General features: G+C 65.6%; 20 protein-coding genes. 16 read left to right on the top strand and 4 right to left on the bottom strand.

Annotation, left to right across the window (positions count from 1 at the left end):
* Positions 1-21: 21 nt before the first annotated feature.
* Positions 22-1,161, bottom strand: a complete 1,140-nt coding sequence (locus FYM52_RS06145) for an FAD-dependent monooxygenase (RefSeq protein WP_154163458.1) — start codon at positions 1,159-1,161, stop codon at positions 22-24.
* A 107-nt stretch (positions 1,162-1,268) separates the two neighbouring features.
* Here FYM52_RS06145 and FYM52_RS06140 point away from each other — a divergent pair, with 107 nt between their 5' ends.
* From FYM52_RS06140 to FYM52_RS06125, 4 genes are all read left to right on the top strand, one after another.
* On the top strand, positions 1,269-2,153 hold the full coding sequence (locus tag FYM52_RS06140; protein ID WP_154163457.1) for an MOSC domain-containing protein: 885 nt from the start codon (positions 1,269-1,271) through the stop codon (positions 2,151-2,153).
* 48 nt (positions 2,154-2,201) lie between these two features.
* Positions 2,202-2,504, top strand: a complete 303-nt coding sequence (locus FYM52_RS06135; protein WP_154163456.1) for a hypothetical protein — start codon at positions 2,202-2,204, stop codon at positions 2,502-2,504.
* A gap of 283 nt (positions 2,505-2,787) precedes the next feature.
* Positions 2,788-3,882, top strand: coding sequence for a redox-regulated ATPase YchF (gene ychF, locus FYM52_RS06130; protein WP_042415225.1), 1,095 nt, complete (start codon positions 2,788-2,790; stop codon positions 3,880-3,882).
* A 1-nt stretch (position 3,883) separates the two neighbouring features.
* Complete coding sequence (locus tag FYM52_RS06125) at positions 3,884-4,810, top strand: membrane protein (RefSeq protein ID WP_045266242.1); 927 nt, start codon at positions 3,884-3,886, stop codon at positions 4,808-4,810.
* A gap of 102 nt (positions 4,811-4,912) precedes the next feature.
* Here FYM52_RS06125 and FYM52_RS06120 read toward each other — a convergent pair whose 3' ends face one another.
* The gene (locus FYM52_RS06120) at positions 4,913-5,437 is read right to left on the bottom strand and encodes a YqaA family protein (protein ID WP_154163455.1); all 525 of its coding nucleotides are present in this window, start codon (positions 5,435-5,437) and stop codon (positions 4,913-4,915) included.
* Positions 5,438-5,497: 60 nt separating this feature from the next.
* On the opposite strand from FYM52_RS06120, the gene FYM52_RS06115 reads away from it, so the two are divergent.
* The 7 genes from FYM52_RS06115 to FYM52_RS06085 all read left to right on the top strand — a co-directional run bounded on the left by FYM52_RS06115 (position 5,498) and on the right by FYM52_RS06085 (position 12,629).
* Positions 5,498-6,040: a D-Ala-D-Ala dipeptidase gene (locus FYM52_RS06115; RefSeq protein WP_154163454.1), complete on the top strand. Its 543-nt coding sequence runs from the start codon at positions 5,498-5,500 to the stop codon at positions 6,038-6,040.
* 125 nt (positions 6,041-6,165) lie between these two features.
* Positions 6,166-7,218 carry a tRNA dihydrouridine synthase DusB gene (gene dusB, locus FYM52_RS06110; protein WP_154163453.1) on the top strand — a complete coding sequence of 351 codons (1,053 nt, stop codon included), beginning with the start codon at positions 6,166-6,168 and terminating at the stop codon, positions 7,216-7,218.
* Positions 7,215-7,463, top strand: a complete 249-nt coding sequence (locus FYM52_RS06105) for a helix-turn-helix domain-containing protein (protein WP_042415216.1) — start codon at positions 7,215-7,217, stop codon at positions 7,461-7,463. The genes dusB and FYM52_RS06105 overlap by 4 nt, the downstream gene beginning before the upstream one ends.
* 84 nt (positions 7,464-7,547) lie before the next feature.
* Complete coding sequence (gene purH / locus FYM52_RS06100; RefSeq protein ID WP_154163452.1) at positions 7,548-9,134, top strand: bifunctional phosphoribosylaminoimidazolecarboxamide formyltransferase/IMP cyclohydrolase; 1,587 nt, start codon at positions 7,548-7,550, stop codon at positions 9,132-9,134.
* 236 nt (positions 9,135-9,370) lie between these two features.
* Positions 9,371-9,817, top strand: a complete 447-nt coding sequence (locus FYM52_RS06095; RefSeq protein ID WP_154163451.1) for a c-type cytochrome — start codon at positions 9,371-9,373, stop codon at positions 9,815-9,817.
* Positions 9,818-10,260: 443 nt separating this feature from the next.
* Positions 10,261-11,733, top strand: coding sequence for an amino acid permease (locus tag FYM52_RS06090; RefSeq protein ID WP_043380849.1), 1,473 nt, complete (start codon positions 10,261-10,263; stop codon positions 11,731-11,733).
* A gap of 290 nt (positions 11,734-12,023) precedes the next feature.
* Positions 12,024-12,629 (top strand): DNA-3-methyladenine glycosylase I, encoded by a 606-nt coding sequence (locus FYM52_RS06085; protein WP_154163450.1) that lies wholly within the window; start codon positions 12,024-12,026, stop codon positions 12,627-12,629.
* A 58-nt stretch (positions 12,630-12,687) separates the two neighbouring features.
* Here FYM52_RS06085 and hemL read toward each other — a convergent pair whose 3' ends face one another.
* Both hemL and FYM52_RS06075 read right to left on the bottom strand, forming a co-directional pair.
* Positions 12,688-13,992 carry a glutamate-1-semialdehyde 2,1-aminomutase gene (gene hemL / locus FYM52_RS06080; protein WP_045266247.1) on the bottom strand — a complete coding sequence of 435 codons (1,305 nt, stop codon included), beginning with the start codon at positions 13,990-13,992 and terminating at the stop codon, positions 12,688-12,690.
* Positions 13,976-14,965: a bifunctional hydroxymethylpyrimidine kinase/phosphomethylpyrimidine kinase gene (locus FYM52_RS06075; RefSeq protein ID WP_154163449.1), complete on the bottom strand. Its 990-nt coding sequence runs from the start codon at positions 14,963-14,965 to the stop codon at positions 13,976-13,978. The genes hemL and FYM52_RS06075 overlap by 17 nt, the downstream gene beginning before the upstream one ends.
* A 110-nt stretch (positions 14,966-15,075) precedes the next feature.
* Between FYM52_RS06075 and FYM52_RS06070 the strand changes: the two genes are divergently transcribed.
* From FYM52_RS06070 to FYM52_RS06050, 5 genes are read left to right on the top strand one after another with little or no spacing between them, the layout of a single operon-like run.
* Positions 15,076-15,228 carry a rubredoxin gene (locus tag FYM52_RS06070; RefSeq protein WP_042415201.1) on the top strand — a complete coding sequence of 51 codons (153 nt, stop codon included), beginning with the start codon at positions 15,076-15,078 and terminating at the stop codon, positions 15,226-15,228.
* 59 nt (positions 15,229-15,287) lie between these two features.
* Entirely contained in the window at positions 15,288-15,674 is a 387-nt protein-coding gene (locus FYM52_RS06065) for a PleD family two-component system response regulator (protein WP_043380869.1), read from the top strand.
* A gap of 37 nt (positions 15,675-15,711) precedes the next feature.
* Complete coding sequence (locus FYM52_RS06060) at positions 15,712-16,083, top strand: response regulator transcription factor (RefSeq protein ID WP_042415197.1); 372 nt, start codon at positions 15,712-15,714, stop codon at positions 16,081-16,083.
* A gap of 11 nt (positions 16,084-16,094) precedes the next feature.
* Positions 16,095-16,637, top strand: a complete 543-nt coding sequence (locus FYM52_RS06055) for a chemotaxis protein CheW (protein ID WP_154163448.1) — start codon at positions 16,095-16,097, stop codon at positions 16,635-16,637.
* 24 nt (positions 16,638-16,661) lie between these two features.
* Positions 16,662-18,896 (top strand): methyl-accepting chemotaxis protein, encoded by a 2,235-nt coding sequence (locus tag FYM52_RS06050; RefSeq protein WP_154163447.1) that lies wholly within the window; start codon positions 16,662-16,664, stop codon positions 18,894-18,896.
* The last annotated feature ends 36 nt before the right edge of the window (positions 18,897-18,932 follow it).

Genomic DNA, 18,932 nt, shown 5'->3' with positions numbered 1-18,932 from the left:
CCTGGCGCTGGGGCTGCGGCCTCAGCGGTCCAGCCCCATGGCTTGCCGGACGGTCCAGTCTTTGAGCAGGCCGCTGCGCTCGAAGCTTCGCAGCCCCCAGTTGCGCAGCGTCTGCAGCGGGGCTTCGGTACGGGTGAAGAGCTGCTGCAAGCCATCCATGGCCGCGCCCAGCGGGGCCAGTCCGGCTTTGCGTTCGCGCTCGTAGCGGCGCAGCAGCTTCAGGTCGCCCGTGCTGCGCCAGGCGTCACGGGTGCGCAGAATGCGGGCCAAGGCCTGTGCATCGGCCAGACCCAGGTTCAGACCCTGGCCGGCCAGGGGGTGTACGTTGTGCGCGGCATCGCCGGCCAAGGCCCAACTGCGCGGATGGCGTCCCTCGGTCGTGCCGGGCATGGCGCCGCACCAGCGCTTGGCGATGGCCTGCTGTAAAGGCCAGGCCATGCGGGGGCCTTGCAGCTCCAGCTGGCCCAGGCTGTGCTGGCTGATGTCCGCCAGGGCCTGGCTGAAGTCGGCCGCCTCGGCGGCCAACCAGTGGCCGACCTGGCTGTGGTCCAGCGACCACACCACGGCCACGGAATGGCCATCCGCACCGTCCAGCGGCAAAAAGGCCAGGATCCCCTGGGGGCTGAACCATTGGCGGGCCACCTGCCCATGGGGCAGCTCACAGCGCAGGCGGGTGGCAATCGCATGCTGGCCGTAGGGGGTGACGGCAAAGTCGACGCCAAACTCGGCCCGCGTCAGGCTGGCGCGCCCTTCGCAGACGACGGTCAGCGGCGTCTCCACGGGGGCAGCGACCACCTCGATCTGGGGTTGGTAGCGCACGGCTTCGGCCAGGCGCTGCTCCAGGGCCGGCACATCCACGATCCAGGCCAGGGCATCTACCCCTTGTGCCAGTGCATCGAAATGCACGCTGCCGTCGACGTCGCCATGCACTTCCATGTGCCGGACTGCGGTCACGTGGGCGGCGTCCGGCCAGGTCCGCAGGGACTCCAGCAACTGTTTGGAGCTGGCGTTGAGCGCATAGGCGCGCACGTCCGCCTGGGGGGCCTCCGCGCGCTGGGGGGCCACCAGCGCGACGCGCAGGCGTTCGCGCGCCAGCAGGAGGGCCAAGGTGCGGCCGACAATGCCGGCTCCGCGGATACATACGTCAAAGGTGTGCGCCATGGACGGGATTGTAGGAGGGCTGGGGGGCGTCTTGCGGCAGGACGGTTTTCCTGACGGCTGACAGGCCGGTGACGTGTGCGCCGGGTGCTTGGGCTGACAATAGCCGCATGAATACTTCTGGTTTTGATCAAGCCGACGTCACGGGCACGATCGGTGCGCTGTGGGTTTTTCCCATCAAATCGTGTGCCGGCATCTCGGTCACCGAGGCCCGGTTGCTGCCGACCGGCCTGGAATGGGACCGGGCCTGGATGGTGGTGGACCCCGACGGGCAGTTCATCACCCAGCGCGAAGTGGCGCACATGGTGCTGGTGCAGCCGCGCATCGATACCGCCCACGGCGTGCTGCGCGTGGGCTTCCCCGGGCAGCCGGAGCTGAGCCTGCCACTGGCAGTCCCCGCCGAAGGGCCCCAGCGCCAGGTCCAGGTGTGGGAGAGCCGCGTGCCGGCCTGGGACGTCGGCGACGAGGCCGCGCACTGGTTCAGCCAGGTGCTGGGACGCCCCTGTCGCCTGGTGCGCTATGACCTGGAGCAGGCGCGCTGGTCCGGCACGAAATGGACGGGGGGGATTCAGGCCCCCAACCAGTTTGCCGATGGCTATCCCTTGCTGGTGACCACCCGCGCCGCCTTCGACGCCCTCAACGATCGCCTGCAGGCCCAGGGGCGGCAGCCGGTAGATGGCCTGCGCTTTCGCGCCAACCTTGTGCTGGACGGTCTGGCGGAGCACGAGGAAGACTTCATCGAAACCCTCTGGCTGCCTGCGCCGGAGCCTGTGGCCATCCGCCTGGGCAAGCCGTGCTCGCGTTGCCCCATCCCTGACATCGACCCCGCCACGGCCGTGTCCAGCCACGATGTGGGCGACACGATTGCGCAGTATCGCCAGGATGCACGCTTGGATGGTGCTATCACTTTCGGTATGAATGCCGTGGTGGCGCAGGGTGCCGGGCAGGTGCTGCACGTGGGGCAGGCGGTGGCCGGGCTGCTGAAGTTCGACTGAGCACGCACAGGGCTTCGTTAAGATGTTTCCCGTTTTGGAGGATTTTTCATGAAGCTTGTCACCCTTGCCGCGTTGGCCGTTCTGGCCTTGGCCGGCTGTGCCACCCAGACCACCGACCGTATGGCCAAGGAAGCGGCCCCCTATGTGGAAGCCCCCGACTACGACCATGCCATGGTGTGTGACACCCGCCACGACGATCTGCACAAGTGCGAAGCCACCCTGAAGTCGCTGTGCGGCGATCGCGGATTCCTGGACTTGCGCATCCGCCCCCTGCGGGAGCCGGGCAGCAGCGTGGACAGCTCCACCCACCGCCTGTTGCAGCTGCAGTGCAAGCCCCGTACGGCGCAGTAAGTCCCTCACGGCGAGTGCCCCGGCAGGCAGACCCTCACGGGCTGCCTGCTTTTTTGTGGCCGGCGCGGGGCGGCTGCCCGGGCAATCTGCCGCGCACCAGCAGAGATTTGCCGATCATTACAATCGGCATAGATTTCAGTGACAAAACTGGCACAAAACTCTGCACAACACAGAGCGACCACGTCACATCTCTTTAGAACACCGAACACGCATCCATGCGCCTCGGGCACATCGGCCACATTGCTGTGGTGCTCGATCGTGCATTGATACCAAAGGAATTTCCATGAGCCTCAAATGCGGCATCGTGGGCCTGCCCAACGTCGGCAAGTCCACCCTTTTCAACGCGCTGACCAAGGCCGGCATCGCCGCCGAGAACTATCCCTTCTGCACCATCGAGCCCAACACTGGCGTGGTGGAAGTGCCCGATCCACGCCTGAACCAGCTGGCCGAGATCATCTCCCCCGAGCGCATCGTGCCCGCTATTGTCGAGTTCGTGGACATCGCTGGCCTGGTGGCCGGTGCCTCCAAGGGCGAAGGCCTGGGCAACCAGTTCCTGGCCCACATCCGCGAGACCGACGCCATCGTCAACGTGGTGCGCTGCTTCGAAGACCCCAACGTGATCCACGTGGCAAACAAGGTCGACCCGATTGCCGATATCGAAGTCATCCAGACTGAGCTGTGCCTGGCCGACCTGGCCACCGTGGAGAAGGCGCTGAACCGCTATTCCAAGGCTGCGCGTTCGGGCAATGACAAGGAAGCGGCCAAGCTGGTCTCGCTGCTGGAGCCTATCCAAGCCGCGCTGAACGAAGGCAAGCCAGCCCGCGTGGTGCCCGTGTCCAAGGAAGACGCGCCCCTGCTCAAGCCTTTCTGCCTGATCACCGCCAAGCCCGCCATGTTTGTGGGCAACGTGGCCGAAGATGGCTTTGAGAACAACCCGTTGCTGGACCAGCTCAAGGCCTATGCCGAAGCCCAAGGTGCGCCGGTGGTGGCCATCTGCGCCAAGATCGAAGCGGAAATGTCCGAGATGGACGATGAAGACCGCGACATGTTCCTGCAAGAGCTGGGCCTGGAAGAGCCCGGCCTGAACCGCCTGATCCGTGCCGGCTTCAAGCTGCTGGGCCTGCAGACCTACTTCACCGCCGGGGTCAAGGAAGTGCGCGCCTGGACCGTGCGCGTGGGCGCCACCGCCCCCCAGGCGGCCGGCGTGATCCACGGCGACTTCGAGCGTGGCTTCATTCGCGCGCAGACCATCGCCTTCGAGGACTTCATTGCCTACAAGGGCGAGCAGGGTGCCAAGGATGCCGGCAAGATGCGCGCTGAAGGCAAGGAATACATCGTCAAGGACGGCGATGTCATGAACTTCCTGTTCAACGTCTAAATTGACCGAGGCCCCCGCCCACGCCTTGCATGCCGAGCTGGTGGCGGTGCTCGCGGCCGTCAGCCTGGGCCAGCCCCGGGTGCTGACCACGCGCTGCGGGCAGGCCTTGCCGGCCGGGCCTTTCCAGATGCTGCACCGCTCGCTGCAGGCGGGTCTGCGCAGCTGGGTCGAGACCCAGACCCAGCACAGCCTGGGCTATGTCGAGCAGCTCTACACCTTCGCCGACCGCGAACGCCCCGAGGCGGCCCATGTGCTGTCCATCAGCTACCTGGGGCTGACCTGCGAGCCCGAGCAGCCACCGCAGGGCGACACCAGCTGGCAGGACTGGTACAGCTATTTCCCCTGGGAAGACTGGCGCGATGGGGCGCCCGCGGTGCTGGCCCAGCACATCCTGCCGCCGCTGCAAGCCTGGGTGGATGAAGCATCCAATACGGCGCTGCGGCAATCCCGGCAAGCGCGGGTAGCTATCAACTTTGGTGCCGATGGCCAGGCCTGGAACGAGGACCTTGTGCTGCAGCGCTACGAGTTGCTGTTTGAAGCCGGCCTGGTCGAGGAGGCCACGCGCCGCGGCATTGCTGCGCGTGCCAGCCTGCCGGGGCGAGCCATGCAGCACGACCACCGCCGCATCCTGGCCACGGGCATCGCGCGCCTGCGCGCCAAGATCAAATACCGCCCCGTGGTGTTCGAGCTGATGCCGCCCGAATTCACCTTGCTGCAACTGCAGCAGACCGTCGAGGCCCTGGCGGGCCGTGGTCTGCACAAGCAAAACTTCCGCCGCCTGATGGAGCAGCAGCACCTGGTGGAGGACACCGGCGCCATGACGGCGGGGGCGGCAGGCCGCCCGGCCAAGCTGTTCCGCTTTCGCAGCGATGTGCTGCAGGAGCGGGCGATCACCGGCAGCAAGCTGCCGCTGGCGCGCGGCGCCTGAGCACTCCGGGGAGATGCTCTCTTTGCGAGAGCATATGACGCAGACGGGATATGCGCCAGCGCCCTAAAACGTCTGATTTTTTCGCTGATCGAGGCGTGCCCATCAGCCGGGCAGCGCCCACAGGATGGCCGCAGTCATGGTCAGGTAGCGCAGGAACTTGCCCACGGCCATATAGAACACACAGGGCCAGAACGGCAGGTGCAGCCAGCCCGCGACGGCGCACAGCGGGTCGCCCACCACGGGCAGCCAGCTCAGCAGGCAGGTCTTGGCGCCCCACTTGCGCAGCCAGATGCGGGCGCGCCGCTCATGGCGCGACAGGGCGCGCGCCGGTTTGGCGTCCGGGGTGTCCGGCAGCCCGGCGCGGCGGCGCTGGCGCGCGGCCTGCCAGGCCTGCTGGGCGCCCAGGCCCATCCACCAGCTGATGGCACCGCCGATGGTGTTGCCCGCTGTGGCCGTGAAGATGGCGGGCCAGAACAGCTCCGGATTGAGTTGTAGCAATCCCACCACAGCGGGCTCGGACCCCATGGGCAGCAGGGTGGCGGACAGCAGCGCCACCACAAACAAGGTGCTTAGCCCGTACTGCGGCAGTGCCAGGGACTGCAAGATTTCCTGAAACCAGACTTCCATTGCCACAGTGTAGGTGCAGGCTGGCTGACAGGCGGCGGTGCCATGGCCTACGCTGTGGGCATGAACTTTTTTGCTTCCAAGTGTTTCTCGCGGCCCACGGCGGTGGGCGGCCTGCTGCTGGTGGCCTGCCTGGCCGCCGCCCAGGCGCGTGTGCCGGACGATGCCGACGTGCAGACCGTGGAAACCGATTGCCAGGCGCTGCTGGCCCAGGCCCAGGTGCGCCGGGCGCTGCAGCTGGTCCGGGTGCAGCTGCTGGCCCAGGGCCTGCAGCTGCGTACCAACGGCTGCCCCTTTGTGCGCACGGGCCCGGGGCAGATGCAGCAGGTGCTGGACGTGGCGGTGCGCGTGGTCGACAGCGATGTGGCCGGCACCGTGGTGCGCGGACCACTGGCGGACGGTGAGGACGTGGACATGGGTGGCATCCAGCTGGGCGGCATGCCCGCGGTGCTGGAGGTGGGCGGGCTGCCGGCCGAGGAGGACGTCTCGCCCGACGTGCTGTTCAACCGCGCCTGGCTGGCCGCGGTGATGCGCGCGCGGGGCTTCCAGCCCTTGCCCGGGGCCTGGTGGGGCTTTCTGCCCGGGCGCCAGACACAGGGGTTGTAAAGCTGTCCCAGGGCCGGCTGTTACCTGTGCATGCGCTAGTGTCTTTGTAGCGCACCGCAGTGCTCATTTTTTGGGCAGATACAATATCGCCCTTTCCCCACCTGCATTTCCCTCGGATCGCTTCCATGACTGCGCTGCGTATCGGTCAGTACACCCTGGCCAATAACCTGTTGGTCGCCCCCATGGCGGGGGTGACGGACCGGCCGTTTCGCCAGTTGTGCAAGGCCCTGGGCGCAGGCTACGCGGTCAGCGAGATGGTGACGTCACGCAAGGACCTGTGGAACAGCCTCAAGACCAGCCGCCGTGCCAACCATGAGGGCGAGCCCGGGCCGATTGCGGTGCAGATCGCCGGCACCGACGCCGAGATGATGGCCGAGGCCGCGGTCTACAACATCGAGCGCGGCGCGCAGATCATCGACATCAACATGGGCTGCCCGGCCAAGAAGGTCTGCAACAAATGGGCCGGCTCGGCGCTGATGCAGAACGAGCCACTGGCCGTCGACATCGCCCAGGCGGTGGTCGAGGCTGCGCGCCCCTTCGAGGTGCCGGTCACGCTGAAGATGCGCACCGGCTGGTGCGCGTCCCACAAGAACGCCGAAGTGCTGGCGCGCCAGTTCGAGGACGTGGGCATCCAGATGCTGACCGTCCACGGTCGCACGCGCGAGCAGGGCTACAAGGGCTTTGCAGAGTACGACACCATCGCCGCCGTCAAGCAGGCCGTGCGGGTGCCGGTGGTGGCCAATGGCGACATCACCAGCCCCGAGAAGGCGCGCGACGTGCTGGCCTACACCGGCGCGGATGCCGTGATGGTGGGCCGTGCGGCGCAGGGCCGTCCCTGGATCTTTCGCGAGATCGGCCACTTTCTGGCCACGGGCACGCACATGGCGCCGCCGCTGGTGGCCGAGGTGCGCCGCCTGCTGCTGGAGCACCTGCACGACCACTATCGCCTGTATGGCGAGCTGACCGGGGTGCGCAGCGCACGCAAGCACATTGCGTGGTATGTGCGCCAGCTGCCGGGTGGGGAAGAACTTCGACAACACATCAACACCATCGACGACTGCCAGGTGCAGTGGCAGGCGGTGGCCGATTATTTCGATCGGCTGGGCCAGCAGATGGAGCGTCTGCCGCGCATGGCGCAGGCCGATGCAGAGCAAGCAATTGAGGAATTGGCTGCATGAGCACCCAAGCACAGAACAACCAGAGCATCGAGGAATGTGTACGCGCCAGCCTGGAGAGCTATTTCAGCGACCTGGGCGGAGAGATCCCCAGCAACATGTACGACATGGTGCTGCGGCTGGTCGAGAAACCCCTGCTGGACGTGGTCATGAGCCAGGCCGACCAGAACCAGTCGCGCGCGGCGCAATGGCTGGGCTTGAACCGCAACACCTTGCGCAAGAAGCTGCTTGAGCACGAGATGCTCTGAGGCGTTGGACATTCCTACTTTGATAGCTGTCAGCGCTTGCCAGATGGGCGCTGAGTCACGATTTCATCATTATTGAGTTGCACCATGAAAGCACTGCTCTCCGTCTCCGACAAGACCGGCATCGTTGAATTTGCACAAGCCCTGCACGCCCTGGGCGTGCAACTGCTGTCCACCGGTGGCACCGCCAAGCTGCTGGCCGACCAGGGTCTGCCCGTGACCGAGGTGGCCGAAGTCACCCAGTTCCCCGAAATGCTGGACGGCCGCGTCAAGACCCTGCACCCCAAGGTGCACGGTGGCCTGCTGGCGCGCCGCGATTTTCCTGAGCACATGGCGGCCCTGAAGGAACACGGCATCGAAACCATCGATCTGCTGGTGGTGAACCTCTACCCATTCGAAGCCACCGTGGCCAAGCCCGGCTGCACCCTGGCAGATGCCATCGAGAACATCGACATCGGTGGTCCCGCCATGGTGCGCTCGGCTGCGAAGAACTGGAAGGATGTGGGCGTGATCACTGCCGCCGACCAGTACGAGGCCGTGATCGCCGAACTCAAGGCCGCCGGCAAGCTGTCGGACAAGCTGCGCTTTGCCCTGTCCGTGGCCGCATTCAACCGCATCAGCCAGTACGACGGCGCCATCAGCAACTACCTGTCTTCGGTGAAGTTTGAAGACGAAAAGCTGAGCGAAGACTACGTGCCTGCCCGTGCCGAATTCCCCGGCCAGTTCAACGAGCAGTACGTCAAGGTGCAAGACCTGCGCTACGGTGAAAACAGCCACCAGCAGGCCGCCTGGTACCGTGACCTGGCCCCGGCGGCCGGTTCGCTGGCCACCGGCGTGCAGCTGCAGGGCAAGGAGCTGAGCTACAACAACATCGCCGACGCCGATGCGGCCTGGGAATGCGTCAAGAGCTTTGACGTGCCTGCTTGCGTGATCATCAAGCACGCCAACCCTTGCGGTGTGGCCATTGGTGCCAACCCCTTTGAAGCCTACTCCAAGGCCTTCCAGACCGACCCCACCAGCGCCTTCGGCGGCATCATTGCCTTCAACCGCCCCGTGGACAAGGCCGCGGCCGAAGCGGTGTCCAAGCAGTTCGTGGAAGTGCTGATGGCCCCGGACTTCACAGCCGAAGCGCTGGAGATCTTCAAGTCCAAGGTCAATGTGCGCTTGATGAAGATTGCCCTGCCAGAGAACTACGGCAGCGTGCGCAACGCACTGGAAACCAAGCGCGTGGGTTCGGGCTTGCTGCTGCAATCGGCTGACAACCACGAGTTGAAGCTGGAAGAGCTGAAGGTCGTAACCATCAAGCAGCCTACCCAAGAAGAACTGCAAGACCTGCTGTTCGCCTGGAAGGTGGCCAAGTTCGTCAAGTCCAACGCCATCGTCTTCTGCAAGAACGGCATGACCATGGGCGTGGGCGCGGGTCAGATGTCGCGCCTGGATTCGGCGCGGATTGCCTCCATCAAGGCCGAAGCGGCCAAGCTGAGCCTGCAGAACACCGTGGTGGCGTCGGATGCCTTCTTCCCCTTCCGCGACGGTCTGGACGTGGTGGTGGACGCTGGCGCGACCTGCGTGGCCCAGCCCGGTGGCTCCATGCGCGACCAGGAAGTCATCGACGCCGCCAATGAGCGCGGCGTGGCCATGGTCTTCACCGGCGTGCGCCACTTCCGCCACTGATCGCACGGAACCGCGCCGCCTGGCGCGCGTGAGGCCGCGTGGCCATCCCCTGCCGTAGCACGGCGACGGTCTTCGGGATGGGCGCTGCGGCCCATCGCCCCTCCGCGGCGGGCTGCGCGCACGGCACGGCCGGCCAAGCCCCTGCTGGAACCCAGCTTGGGCCAGGCATTGCACACTCGGCATGGTGGTTTCGGCCTCCGTGCCGTTTTTGTTTTGAGGAAAAAGGAAGCGTATCCATGCAGGACTACGACGACGAGCCGGTGCAGCGCCCCAAGTGGCTGGCCTGGGTCATCATCATTGGCATGATCCTGGTGGTGCTGGGGCTGCTGAATCTGGGCGTGCGGCTGTACATCGGCACGCCCTCGGACCAGGCCACGGCGGCCAAGACCGAGGCCGTGGCGCAGCAGCGGCCCGAGCTGGTGCAGGGCCAGCGCCTGGTGCAAGGCAGTGACTGCATGCGCTGCCACGGGGTGGACCGCAAGTTTGTGGGCCCCAGCCTGGCCGAGGTGGCGCAGCGCTACCAGGGCCGCAGCGATGCTACCGAGTACCTGGCCGGCAAGATCCGCGAGGGCAGTGTCGGCGTCTGGGGCCGCACCATCATGCCGCGCCACCCGCAGGTGACGCCAGAGCAGGCCGAGCTGATGGCGCAGTGGATCCTGGCCCTGCCCGCGCCCCAGCCCTAGGCAGGGTCCACGCAGGCCGGGGCCTGGGTGTTTGCGCCGGGCCGAACGCCCTGGCAGTGCGCGGTGGTGGGCACGTGGTGTACCGCAGCCCGCGGCCCCTGGTGGCAGAGCGGGGCAGGGACTGGCGGCCAGCCCCCGCCCCGTCCCTCGTCAGCGAAGGTGCCGATCTCGATCCCTGTTGCCATGGGGGTGATTTTTTGCGTGCAGCGATCTTTTCTTGCAGTATGCAGTGGCACTTTGAAGATGTGAAGCAGGTTTTTTGAGCGTCGGTGCACGCTAACGTGCCTGTGCCCGGGCTGCAGTGGCCGTTGCAAAAATCAAGCGCTCTACAGGGCGTAAGCGCAGGCTTTGTGCGTGGGCAAAGGGTAATCCCTAGGATTGTCGTTTTGAAACGATATGGCAGCCTGCGCCGTGCGCGGTGGTGGGCGGCCCAAAGGGTTTGCATGCAGTGGTTACGAACCAAGACCGTCGCACAGGCGCTGGCCGATGCCGACGAACCAGGGCGCCAGCTCAAGCGCACGCTGGGCACTTTTGACCTGATCATCCTGGGCATGGCGGTGGCCGTGGGCGCGGGCATCTTCTCGGTGGGCGCGCGCGCGGCGGGCACCTTCGCCGGGCCGGCGGTGATCTTCTCCTTCATCCTGGCGGCCTTCACCTGCGCGCTGGCCATCATGTGCTACGCGGAGTTCGCCTCCAACGTGCCGGTCACCGGCAGTGCCTACACCTACACCTACCTGACCCTGGGCGAGGGGCTGGCCTGGATCATTGGCTGGAACCTGCTGCTGGAGATGATTTCCGCCGCTGCCGTGATTGCCAAGTACTGGGGCATCTACCTGTCGGCGGTGTTCTCGACGGCCGGGGTGGACATCCCCCAGACCCTGCAGCTGGGCGCGCTGTCGCTGAACTGGGGGCCGTTCTTCATCGTCGCCGTGTTCACGGGCTTGTTGATTGCCGGCACCCAGGTGTCGGCGCGGGTCAACAACGTGTTCACGCTGGTGAAGATCGCCATCACCCTGTTTGTCATCGTGGTGGGCTTCACCTACATGAACCCCGACCACTTCACGCCCTTTGTGCCGCCGGCCCAGCCGCCGGTGGTGGCGCACGGGGTGACGGGCGACGCTTGGGGCCAGCCCATGCTGGCATGGCTGTTTGGTGCCGCGCCCAGCCAGTACGGCTGGCTGGGGGTGGTGTCGGGCGCTGCGCTGGTGTTCTTCGCCTTCCTGGGCTTCGACGTGGTGGCCACCTCGGCCGAGGAGGTCAAGGACCCGCAGCGCACCTTGCCGCGCGGCATCCTGGGCGGGCTGGCACTGGTGACGGTGCTCTACATCCTGGTGACGTTGGCCCTGACCGGCATGGTGCCCTACACCGAGCTGGCCAAGGCCGAGAACCCCTCGCTGGCCACGGCCTTCATCGCCGTGGGCGCGGGCTGGGCAGCGCAGGTCATCTCGGTCGGCGTGCTGATCGGCATGACCACCGTGGTCATGGTGCTGCTGATGGGCAGCTCGCGCGTGCTGCTGGCGCTGTGCCGTGACGGCCTGCTGCCGCGCAGCTGGGGCGTGACCTCCAGCACCCGCAAGACGCCGGTGCGCCTGCAGCTGGCCGTGGGGGCGGTGGTGGCGGTGCTGGCCGGCTTCACCAAGGTGGAACTGCTGGAAGAAATGATCAACATCGGCACGCTGTCGGCCTTCGTGCTGGTCAGCCTGGGCGTGCTGGTGCTGCGCCGCAAGAACCCGCAGGCGCGGGGCTACCGCGTGCCCCTGGCGCCCGCGCTGCCCGTGCTGTCGGCGCTGTTGTGCGTCTACCTGATGCTGAACCTGACCACGCTGACCTGGCTGCGCTTTGTGGGCTGGATGGCGCTGGGCGTGCTGATCTATGTGGGCTACGGCATGCGCCATTCGCGCCTGGCCCAGGCCTAGGGCTGCGCCCGCCAGCGGGGCGGCGATGCCGGACGGCCCCCTGCGGGCAGCCTGCCCTGGCGCAGGACGCCGCGCATGCCCCCTGTCTGCCGCAGCGTGCGGGCGTGGCGGTGGTGCTTGCTAAAAGTGAGCGGTTAGCGCTCGATAGATCAAAGTTTCCGTGCGAAAAGCATTTGAAAGCGTTGTTCCTTCAGCGCTAAAAGCTATGCTTTTTAAAACCCAACGTCTGGAGATGCTGGGTTTTTGGTGGGCCCTGTTTGCCTTACAGTGGCCGCCAAGGAGCGCTTTGCATGATTCCCTCTGGACCCGGCCCCGACGGCCACTCGCGTTGCAGCTGGTGCCTGGCCACCGACCGCTACATCCACTACCACGACCATGAATGGGGCTTTCCCGTGGCGGACGACCGCCGGTTGTTCGAGAAGATCAGCCTGGAAGCCTTCCAGTCCGGCCTGAGCTGGTACACCATCCTGCAAAAGCGCGACCATTTTCGTGCTGCCTTTGCGCAGTTCGACTTTCACCAGGTGGCCCGCTTCACGGAGGCCGATGTGCAGCGCCTGCTGCAGGATGCCGGCATCGTGCGCCACCGCGGCAAGATCGAAGCCGTGATCCACAACGCCGCCCGCGCCGTGGAGATGGTGGCGCAGGAGGGCTCGTTGGCCGCCTTCTTCTGGCGCTTCGCGCCCGCCACGCCCGGCCAGGGGACGGCGCTGCTGGCGCAGACGGCCGAATCCCAGGCCCTGGCCAAGGCCCTGAAGCAGCGTGGCTGGAAGTTCGTCGGCCCCACCACGGTCTACGCCTTCATGCAGTCCATGGGCATGGTCAACGACCACGCCCCCGATTGCGTGACGCGCGTGGCGGTCGAGCGGGTGAAAAAGGATTTTCAGCCACCGCGCTAAAAACAACGCCCCGCGACGCGGCAGCGTGCGGGGCGGGCGCCAGGGCGTGAAAAAACGCTTACAGCGTCTGGAACACCGCGCGGGCGGCTTCCACCGTGCGTTCGATGTCGGCCTCGGTGTGGGCACTGCTCACAAAGCCGGCCTCGTACAGCGCCGGGGCGAAGTAGTGACCGCGCGCCAGCATGCCGTGGTAGAACTTGTTGAACAGCGCGCCGTCGGTCTTCATCACCGCGTGGTAGGTGCTGGGCAGCTCGGGCAGCAGGTAGAAGCCGAACAGGCCGCCCTGCCAGTCGATGCTGAAGGGAATGCCGGCGGCGTCCGCCTCGGCCTTCAGGCCCTGCATCAGGTGGCCGGTCTTGAGGTGCAGCTCGGCATGGAAGCCGGGCTGGCTGATCAGCTCCAGCGTTTTCAGGCCACAGGCCGTGGCAATCGGGTTGCCCGACAGCGTGCCGGCCTGGTAGACCGGGCCCAGGGGCGAGAGCTTTTGCATGATCTCGCGCCGCCCGCCGAAGGCCGCCATGGGCATGCCACCGCCAATCACCTTGCCCAGCACGGTCAGGTCGGGCACAAAGCCCTCGATGTGCTGGGCGTAGAGGCTTTGCGCGCAGCCCAGGGCGACGCGGAAGCCCGTCATCACCTCGTCGTAGATCATCAGCGCGCCGTGTTCCTGCGTCAGCTCGCGGATGCGGCGGGTGAACTCGACCGAGGCGCGCACGAAGTTCATGTTGCCGGCGATCGGCTCCAGGATCACGCAGGCGACTTCGCTGCCGATCTTGGCGAAGGCTTCCTCCAGCTGGGCCACATCGTTGTACTCCAGCACGATGGTGTCCTTGACCACATCGGCTGGCACACCGGCCGACGACGAAGCGCCGAACGTGGCCAGGCCCGAGCCGGCCTTGACCAGCAGGGAGTCGGCGTGGCCGTGGTAGCAGCCGTTGAACTTGATGATCTTGTTGCGACCGGTGTAGCCGCGTGCCAGGCGCAGGGCGCTCATGCCGGCCTCGGTGCCGGAAGACACCATGCGCAGCATCTCCATGGACGGCACCAGCTCGCGGATCTTCTCGGCCAGCACCACTTCGCGTTCGGTCGGCGCGCCAAAGCTGAAGCCTTCCAGCACGGCCGCCTGCACGGTGGCGACCACCTCGGGGTGGCCGTGGCCCAGGATCATTGGGCCCCAACTGCCGATGTAGTCGACGAACTGCTGGTCGTTGGTGTCCCAGAAGTAGGCGCCTTGCGCACGCTGCACAAAGCGCGGCGTGCCGCCCACGGCATTGAAGGCACGCACCGGGGAGTTCACGCCACCAGGGATGATGGTCTTGGCGCGCTCGAACAGGGGAAGATTCAGATCAGTGTTTGGTGTCATGGGGATGCATCTCGAAGCCTTCCAGCGGCGGCGGTTCGTCGTCCGCAGGTGGGGCGTCAGTCGGGGGGTGCGCGCTATCTTCGTCGCTTTCGGCGGCTTCGGCAGCGTCATCGGGCTGCGCCCAAAACATACGGTCGGGTATCAGTTGACCCATGCCTGGGCGAAAGCCGCTGCCCAGGCTGTGGTCCAGGTATTCCAGTGCGTCCTGCGCTGCCGCGCCCAGGTCGTTGCCCGCGGCCAGCAGCGCCGTCAGCGCCGCCGACAGCGTGTCGCCCGCCCCGTGGAAGCTGCCGTCGAACATCTCGAACTTGCTGCTGCCAATCACGGTCTCGGTCGAGGCCAGCACGTTGTCGATGTACTGGTCGGGCAGGGGGATGCCGGTGACCAGCACGAAGGGCACGTCCAGGGCCTCGGCGGCCTTGGCGATGTCGCGAGCGCTGGGCGGACGGCTTTGCGACCAGTCCGGTAGCAGCCAGCGGCTGAGCGTGCCGTGGTTGCCAACCAACACCGAGGTTTGAGGCATGACAAGAGCCTGAAAGGCATCCAGGTACTCTTCCAGGCCATCGCCCTGCCACCAGGACAGGTCGGGCATGTAGCTGACGATGGGAATGTCCGGGTAGTCGCTGGCCAGCTCGGCAATCGCCGCCAGGTTGGCGGGGCTGCCGGCAAAGCCGACCTTGATGGCCCGCACGGGAATGTCTTCCAGCACGGCGCGCGCCTGGTCGCTGACGGTTTCATCGTCGATGGCCGAGTGCGAGAACACGTGGCTGGTGTCGCGCACGACAACGCCCGTCACCACGGCCACCGGATGGCCGCCCACAGAGGCGATGGTGGTGATGTCGGCCGTCAGACCGCCGGCTCCGCTGGGGTCGCAGGCGTTGAAACTCATCACGCACATTGGCTGTGCCAGGGCAGCTTCGGAATCTTCGGGGGTGTTTGGTGCAGTTGGAACTGCGGGGGGCTGAAAGGCCATGCGTTGTCCCAATGGCCGCCTGTCTGTCAAGAGGGTGCGGCAGGCGGCTATATACAATCGTTGCATTCTATTGGATGCGACTTTAAGCTGTGGCCGACCCTAAAACTTGGATGTGTTTGATTTGCGGATGGATGTACGACGAGTCGGTGGGCGACCCCGAACATGGCATTCCGGCCGGAACGCGCTGGGAAGATGTTCCCGATGACTGGACCTGCCCTGAATGCGCGGTGGGCAAATCAGACTTTGAGATGGTCGAAATTTGAGAGGCAGGCAGGTAGCGTGTGGCCCTGCTGGGGAGTTCCACTAACTCAAGGGGTGCCAATTGAGTGCAGCAAACGCATCGTTCAAGGTGCTGGTTGTCGATGACAGCAATACGATCCGCCGCAGTGCCGAGATCTTCCTCAAGCAAGGGGGGCACGAGGTGCTCCTGGCTGAGGATGGCTTCGATGCGCTGGCCAAGGTCAACGACTTTCAGCCGCAGCTGATTTTTTGCGACATCCTGATGCCCAAGCTGGATGGCTACCAGACCTGCGCCATCATCAAGCGCAACGCCCATTTTTCGGACACGCCGATCGTCATGCTGTCTTCCAAGGACGGCGTCTTCGACAAGGCCCGCGGCAGGATGGTGGGGTGCCAGGAATACCTCACCAAGCCGTTCTCCAAGGATCAGTTGCTGCAGGCTGTGCAACAGTTCGGACGCACCGCCTGACTCGGTCCCCTGAAAAATACAACGAGAGGAGAGGCATATGCCTATCGAGAAGGTGTTGGTCGTGGATGACTCCAAGACGGAGCTCATGTTCTTGACGGACCTGCTGCAAAAGCAGGGCTATAGCGTGCGCACGGCGGAGAATGCGCAGGAGGCGATCCAGCGGCTGGGCGAGGAAAAGCCGGACCTGATCCTGATGGACGTGGTCATGCCCGGGCAAAATGGTTTCCAGCTCACGCGCTCGATCGCCCGCGACACCAAGTACGCCGATGTGCCCATCATCATGTGCACCAGCAAGAACCAGGAGACCGACAAGGTCTGGGGCTTGCGCCAGGGCGCGCGTGACTACATCACCAAGCCCGTGAACCCTGCGGAACTGCAGGCCAAGATTGCAGCCCTGAACAACGCGTGAGGCGGTGACCTATGGCCAACCGACAAGCGCTGCGCGATCTTCAAACGCGCCTGGCTGAGCGCTTGCAGGCGGCGCGCAGCAACACGTCCCGCAGCGCCCGCTGGCTCGCCATCCAGGCCGGTGGACGCAATTATTTGCTGCCGCTGGAGCAGGCCGGGGAGATCTTCCCCTGGTCGGGCGTGCTGCGTGTGCCATACACCCTGCCCTGGTTCTGGGGGGTGGCCAACCTGCGCGGCACCCTGGCCGGGGTGGTCGATCTGTGTGCCTTTCTGGAGCACCCGGTGGAACGTACCGAGCAGTCCCTGCACGAAGTCAGCCTGCTGGCGGTCAATCCCACCCTGCAGGTGAATGCCGCCCTGGTGGTGGACCGCTTGATGGGCCTGCGTGGCGTGGAGGACTTTATCTCCGAGGGTGTTGAGGTGCCGCAGGGCGCAGGCCCCTTGGCTGCGGGTATGGTGGGTGCGAGCTATGCCGACAGCGCCGGGGCCGTGTGGCAGGTACTGCAGTTGCACCACCTGGTCCAGACCCCGGAATTCTTGAGCATACGCATCTGATCCATTGATTCTTCGAGGACGAGCATGTCTTTTATCCAGCAGGTCGGGAGTATTTTTCGTCGCAGGTCCGGCGAAAAGAATGAGGCGGTGGCAGCGGCAGCGACGGAGGATTCCAGCCAGCACACGCTGACGGCAGATACCCTGCAGAGTGTCCAGGACACGGACCTGATGGATGACTTGACGCTGGAGCAGGGCAGCATCGAGCTGCCCTTGCTAGGCCCGGCACCTGCCGCCACGCACCAGCGCCGCCTGCTGACCATGCTGGCGCTCGGGGTGTTGCTGCTGGCCCTGGTGGCCGGCTGGGTGCTGCAGCAGGCCGACCGCTCCGCCAAGCAGCTGGCCGCCACGGGGCAGTCGCTGATGCAGTCGCAGCGTTTGGCCAAATCGGTGACGCAGGCCTTGCTGGGCAAGGAGAGCGCGTTTGTGGAGCTGCAGGACAGTGCCAGCGTGCTGGGGCGCAATGTGCGTGCCTTGACACAGGGCGATGCCGAACTGGGCGTGCAAAGCGTGGATGCCGCGTTCGAGCAGGACCTGGGGTCCGTCAGCGCCTTGGCCCAGCGTGCGGAAAAGAATGCGCAGGCGGTGCTGGCGCAAAAAGCCGTGCTGATCCAGGCCGGGGATGCCCTGCGTTCGATCAACCGCCAGTCCTCCACGCTGCTCGAGCTGGCGGAAGCGGTGGCCAACAGCAAGCTGCAGCTCGGCGCCTCGGCCACCGAGATTGCCGCATCCAGCCAGTTGCTGATGCTGACCCAGCGGATCGGCAAATCGGCCAACGAATTCCAGACGGTCGATGGCGTGAGCCCCGAGGCCGTGTTTTTGCTGGGACGCGACTTGAACTCGTTCAAGGAGCTGGCCGAAGGGCTGTTGCAAGGCAACGCTGAGCTGCGCCTGTCGCCGGCGCGCGATGGGCAGGTGCGCGAACAGCTCAAGGCCATGCTGCAGGAGTATGAGCAGACACGAACCCAGGCGACCTCGATCCTGACCAATCTGCAAGGCCTGGTGGCTGCCCGCGAGGCGCAGAATTCCATCATTGGCGACAGCGAGCCGCTGCGCTCGCAGCTGGAAAACCTGCAGAACAAGCTGTCGGAGCAGGCGGGTATCTCCGCCGGCCAGATGGCCCTGCTGGTGCTGTTGGGCCTGTTCGTGCTGGTGTGCGGTGTGGGCATTTCCCGCGTGCAACTGCTGGACAGCCGCCAACGCCAGGAGCTGGCCGAGCAGCAGCAACGCGATGCACGGCGCCAGGAGCAGGAGGCCAAGCGCGTCAATGACGCCAACCAGGCCGCCATCTTGCGCTTGATGAACGAGCTGCAGAACGTGGCGGAAGGGGATCTGACGCAGGAAGCCACGGTGACCGAGGACATCACCGGTGCGATTGCCGACTCGGTGAACTACACGGTGGAAGAGCTGCGACTGCTGGTGGGCAGCGTGCAGAACACGGCGACCCGCGTGGCCCAGACCACGGCCCAGGTGGACAGCACCTCGTCGGAGCTGCTGGCGACCTCGGCCGAGCAGCTGCGTGAGATTCGTGAAACCGGGCAGTCGATTCTGGACATGGCCTCCCGCATCACGACGGTGTCGGGCCAGGCCCAGGAGTCTGCCACGGTGGCGCGCCAGTCGCTGCTGGCGGCCGAGCAGGGGCAGCAGGCGGTGCAGAACACGATTGGCGGTATGAATGCCATCCGCGACCAGATTCAGGAAACCTCCAAGCGCATCAAGCGCCTCGGCGAATCCTCGCAGGAGATCGGTGAAATCACCGAGCTGATCTCGGACATTACCGAACAGACCAACGTGCTGGCCTTGAACGCCGCCATCCAGGCTGCTTCGGCAGGGGAGGCCGGGCGCGGCTTCTCCGTGGTGGCAGAAGAAGTGCAGCGCCTGGCAGAACGCTCTGCGGATGCGACGCGGCAGATTTCGGTGCTGGTGAAAACGATTCAGACGGACACCCAGGATGCGGTGGCGGCGATGGAGCGGTCGACCCAGGGTGTGGTCGAAGGCGCGCGTCTGTCAGACTCTGCGGGCACGGCCTTGTCGGAGATTGACAGCGTGTCACGCCGTCTGGCCGAGCTGATCGAGCAGATTGCGCACACCACCCAGAGCGAGGCCGAGCTGGCCAACGATGTGGCTGGCAACATCCAGCACATTTTTGCGGTGACCGAGCAGACCGGCGAAAGTACGCGCACCACCGCCCAGCAGGTGCGTGACTTGGCGCACATGGCCGAGGAGCTGCGCCAGTCGGTGGCTCGATTCAAGATTGACTGACGTGCAGCGCGACGGATGGGGCGCGGCGCACAGGAT

Source organism: Comamonas sp. CAH-2 (genome assembly GCF_009668305.1).
In the GTDB taxonomy this organism is placed as follows: Bacteria; Pseudomonadota; Gammaproteobacteria; order Burkholderiales; family Burkholderiaceae_C; genus Comamonas; species Comamonas aquatica.
The sequence above is the reverse complement of the archived record's forward strand: the minus strand, read 5'-3'. Positions and strand labels throughout refer to the sequence as shown.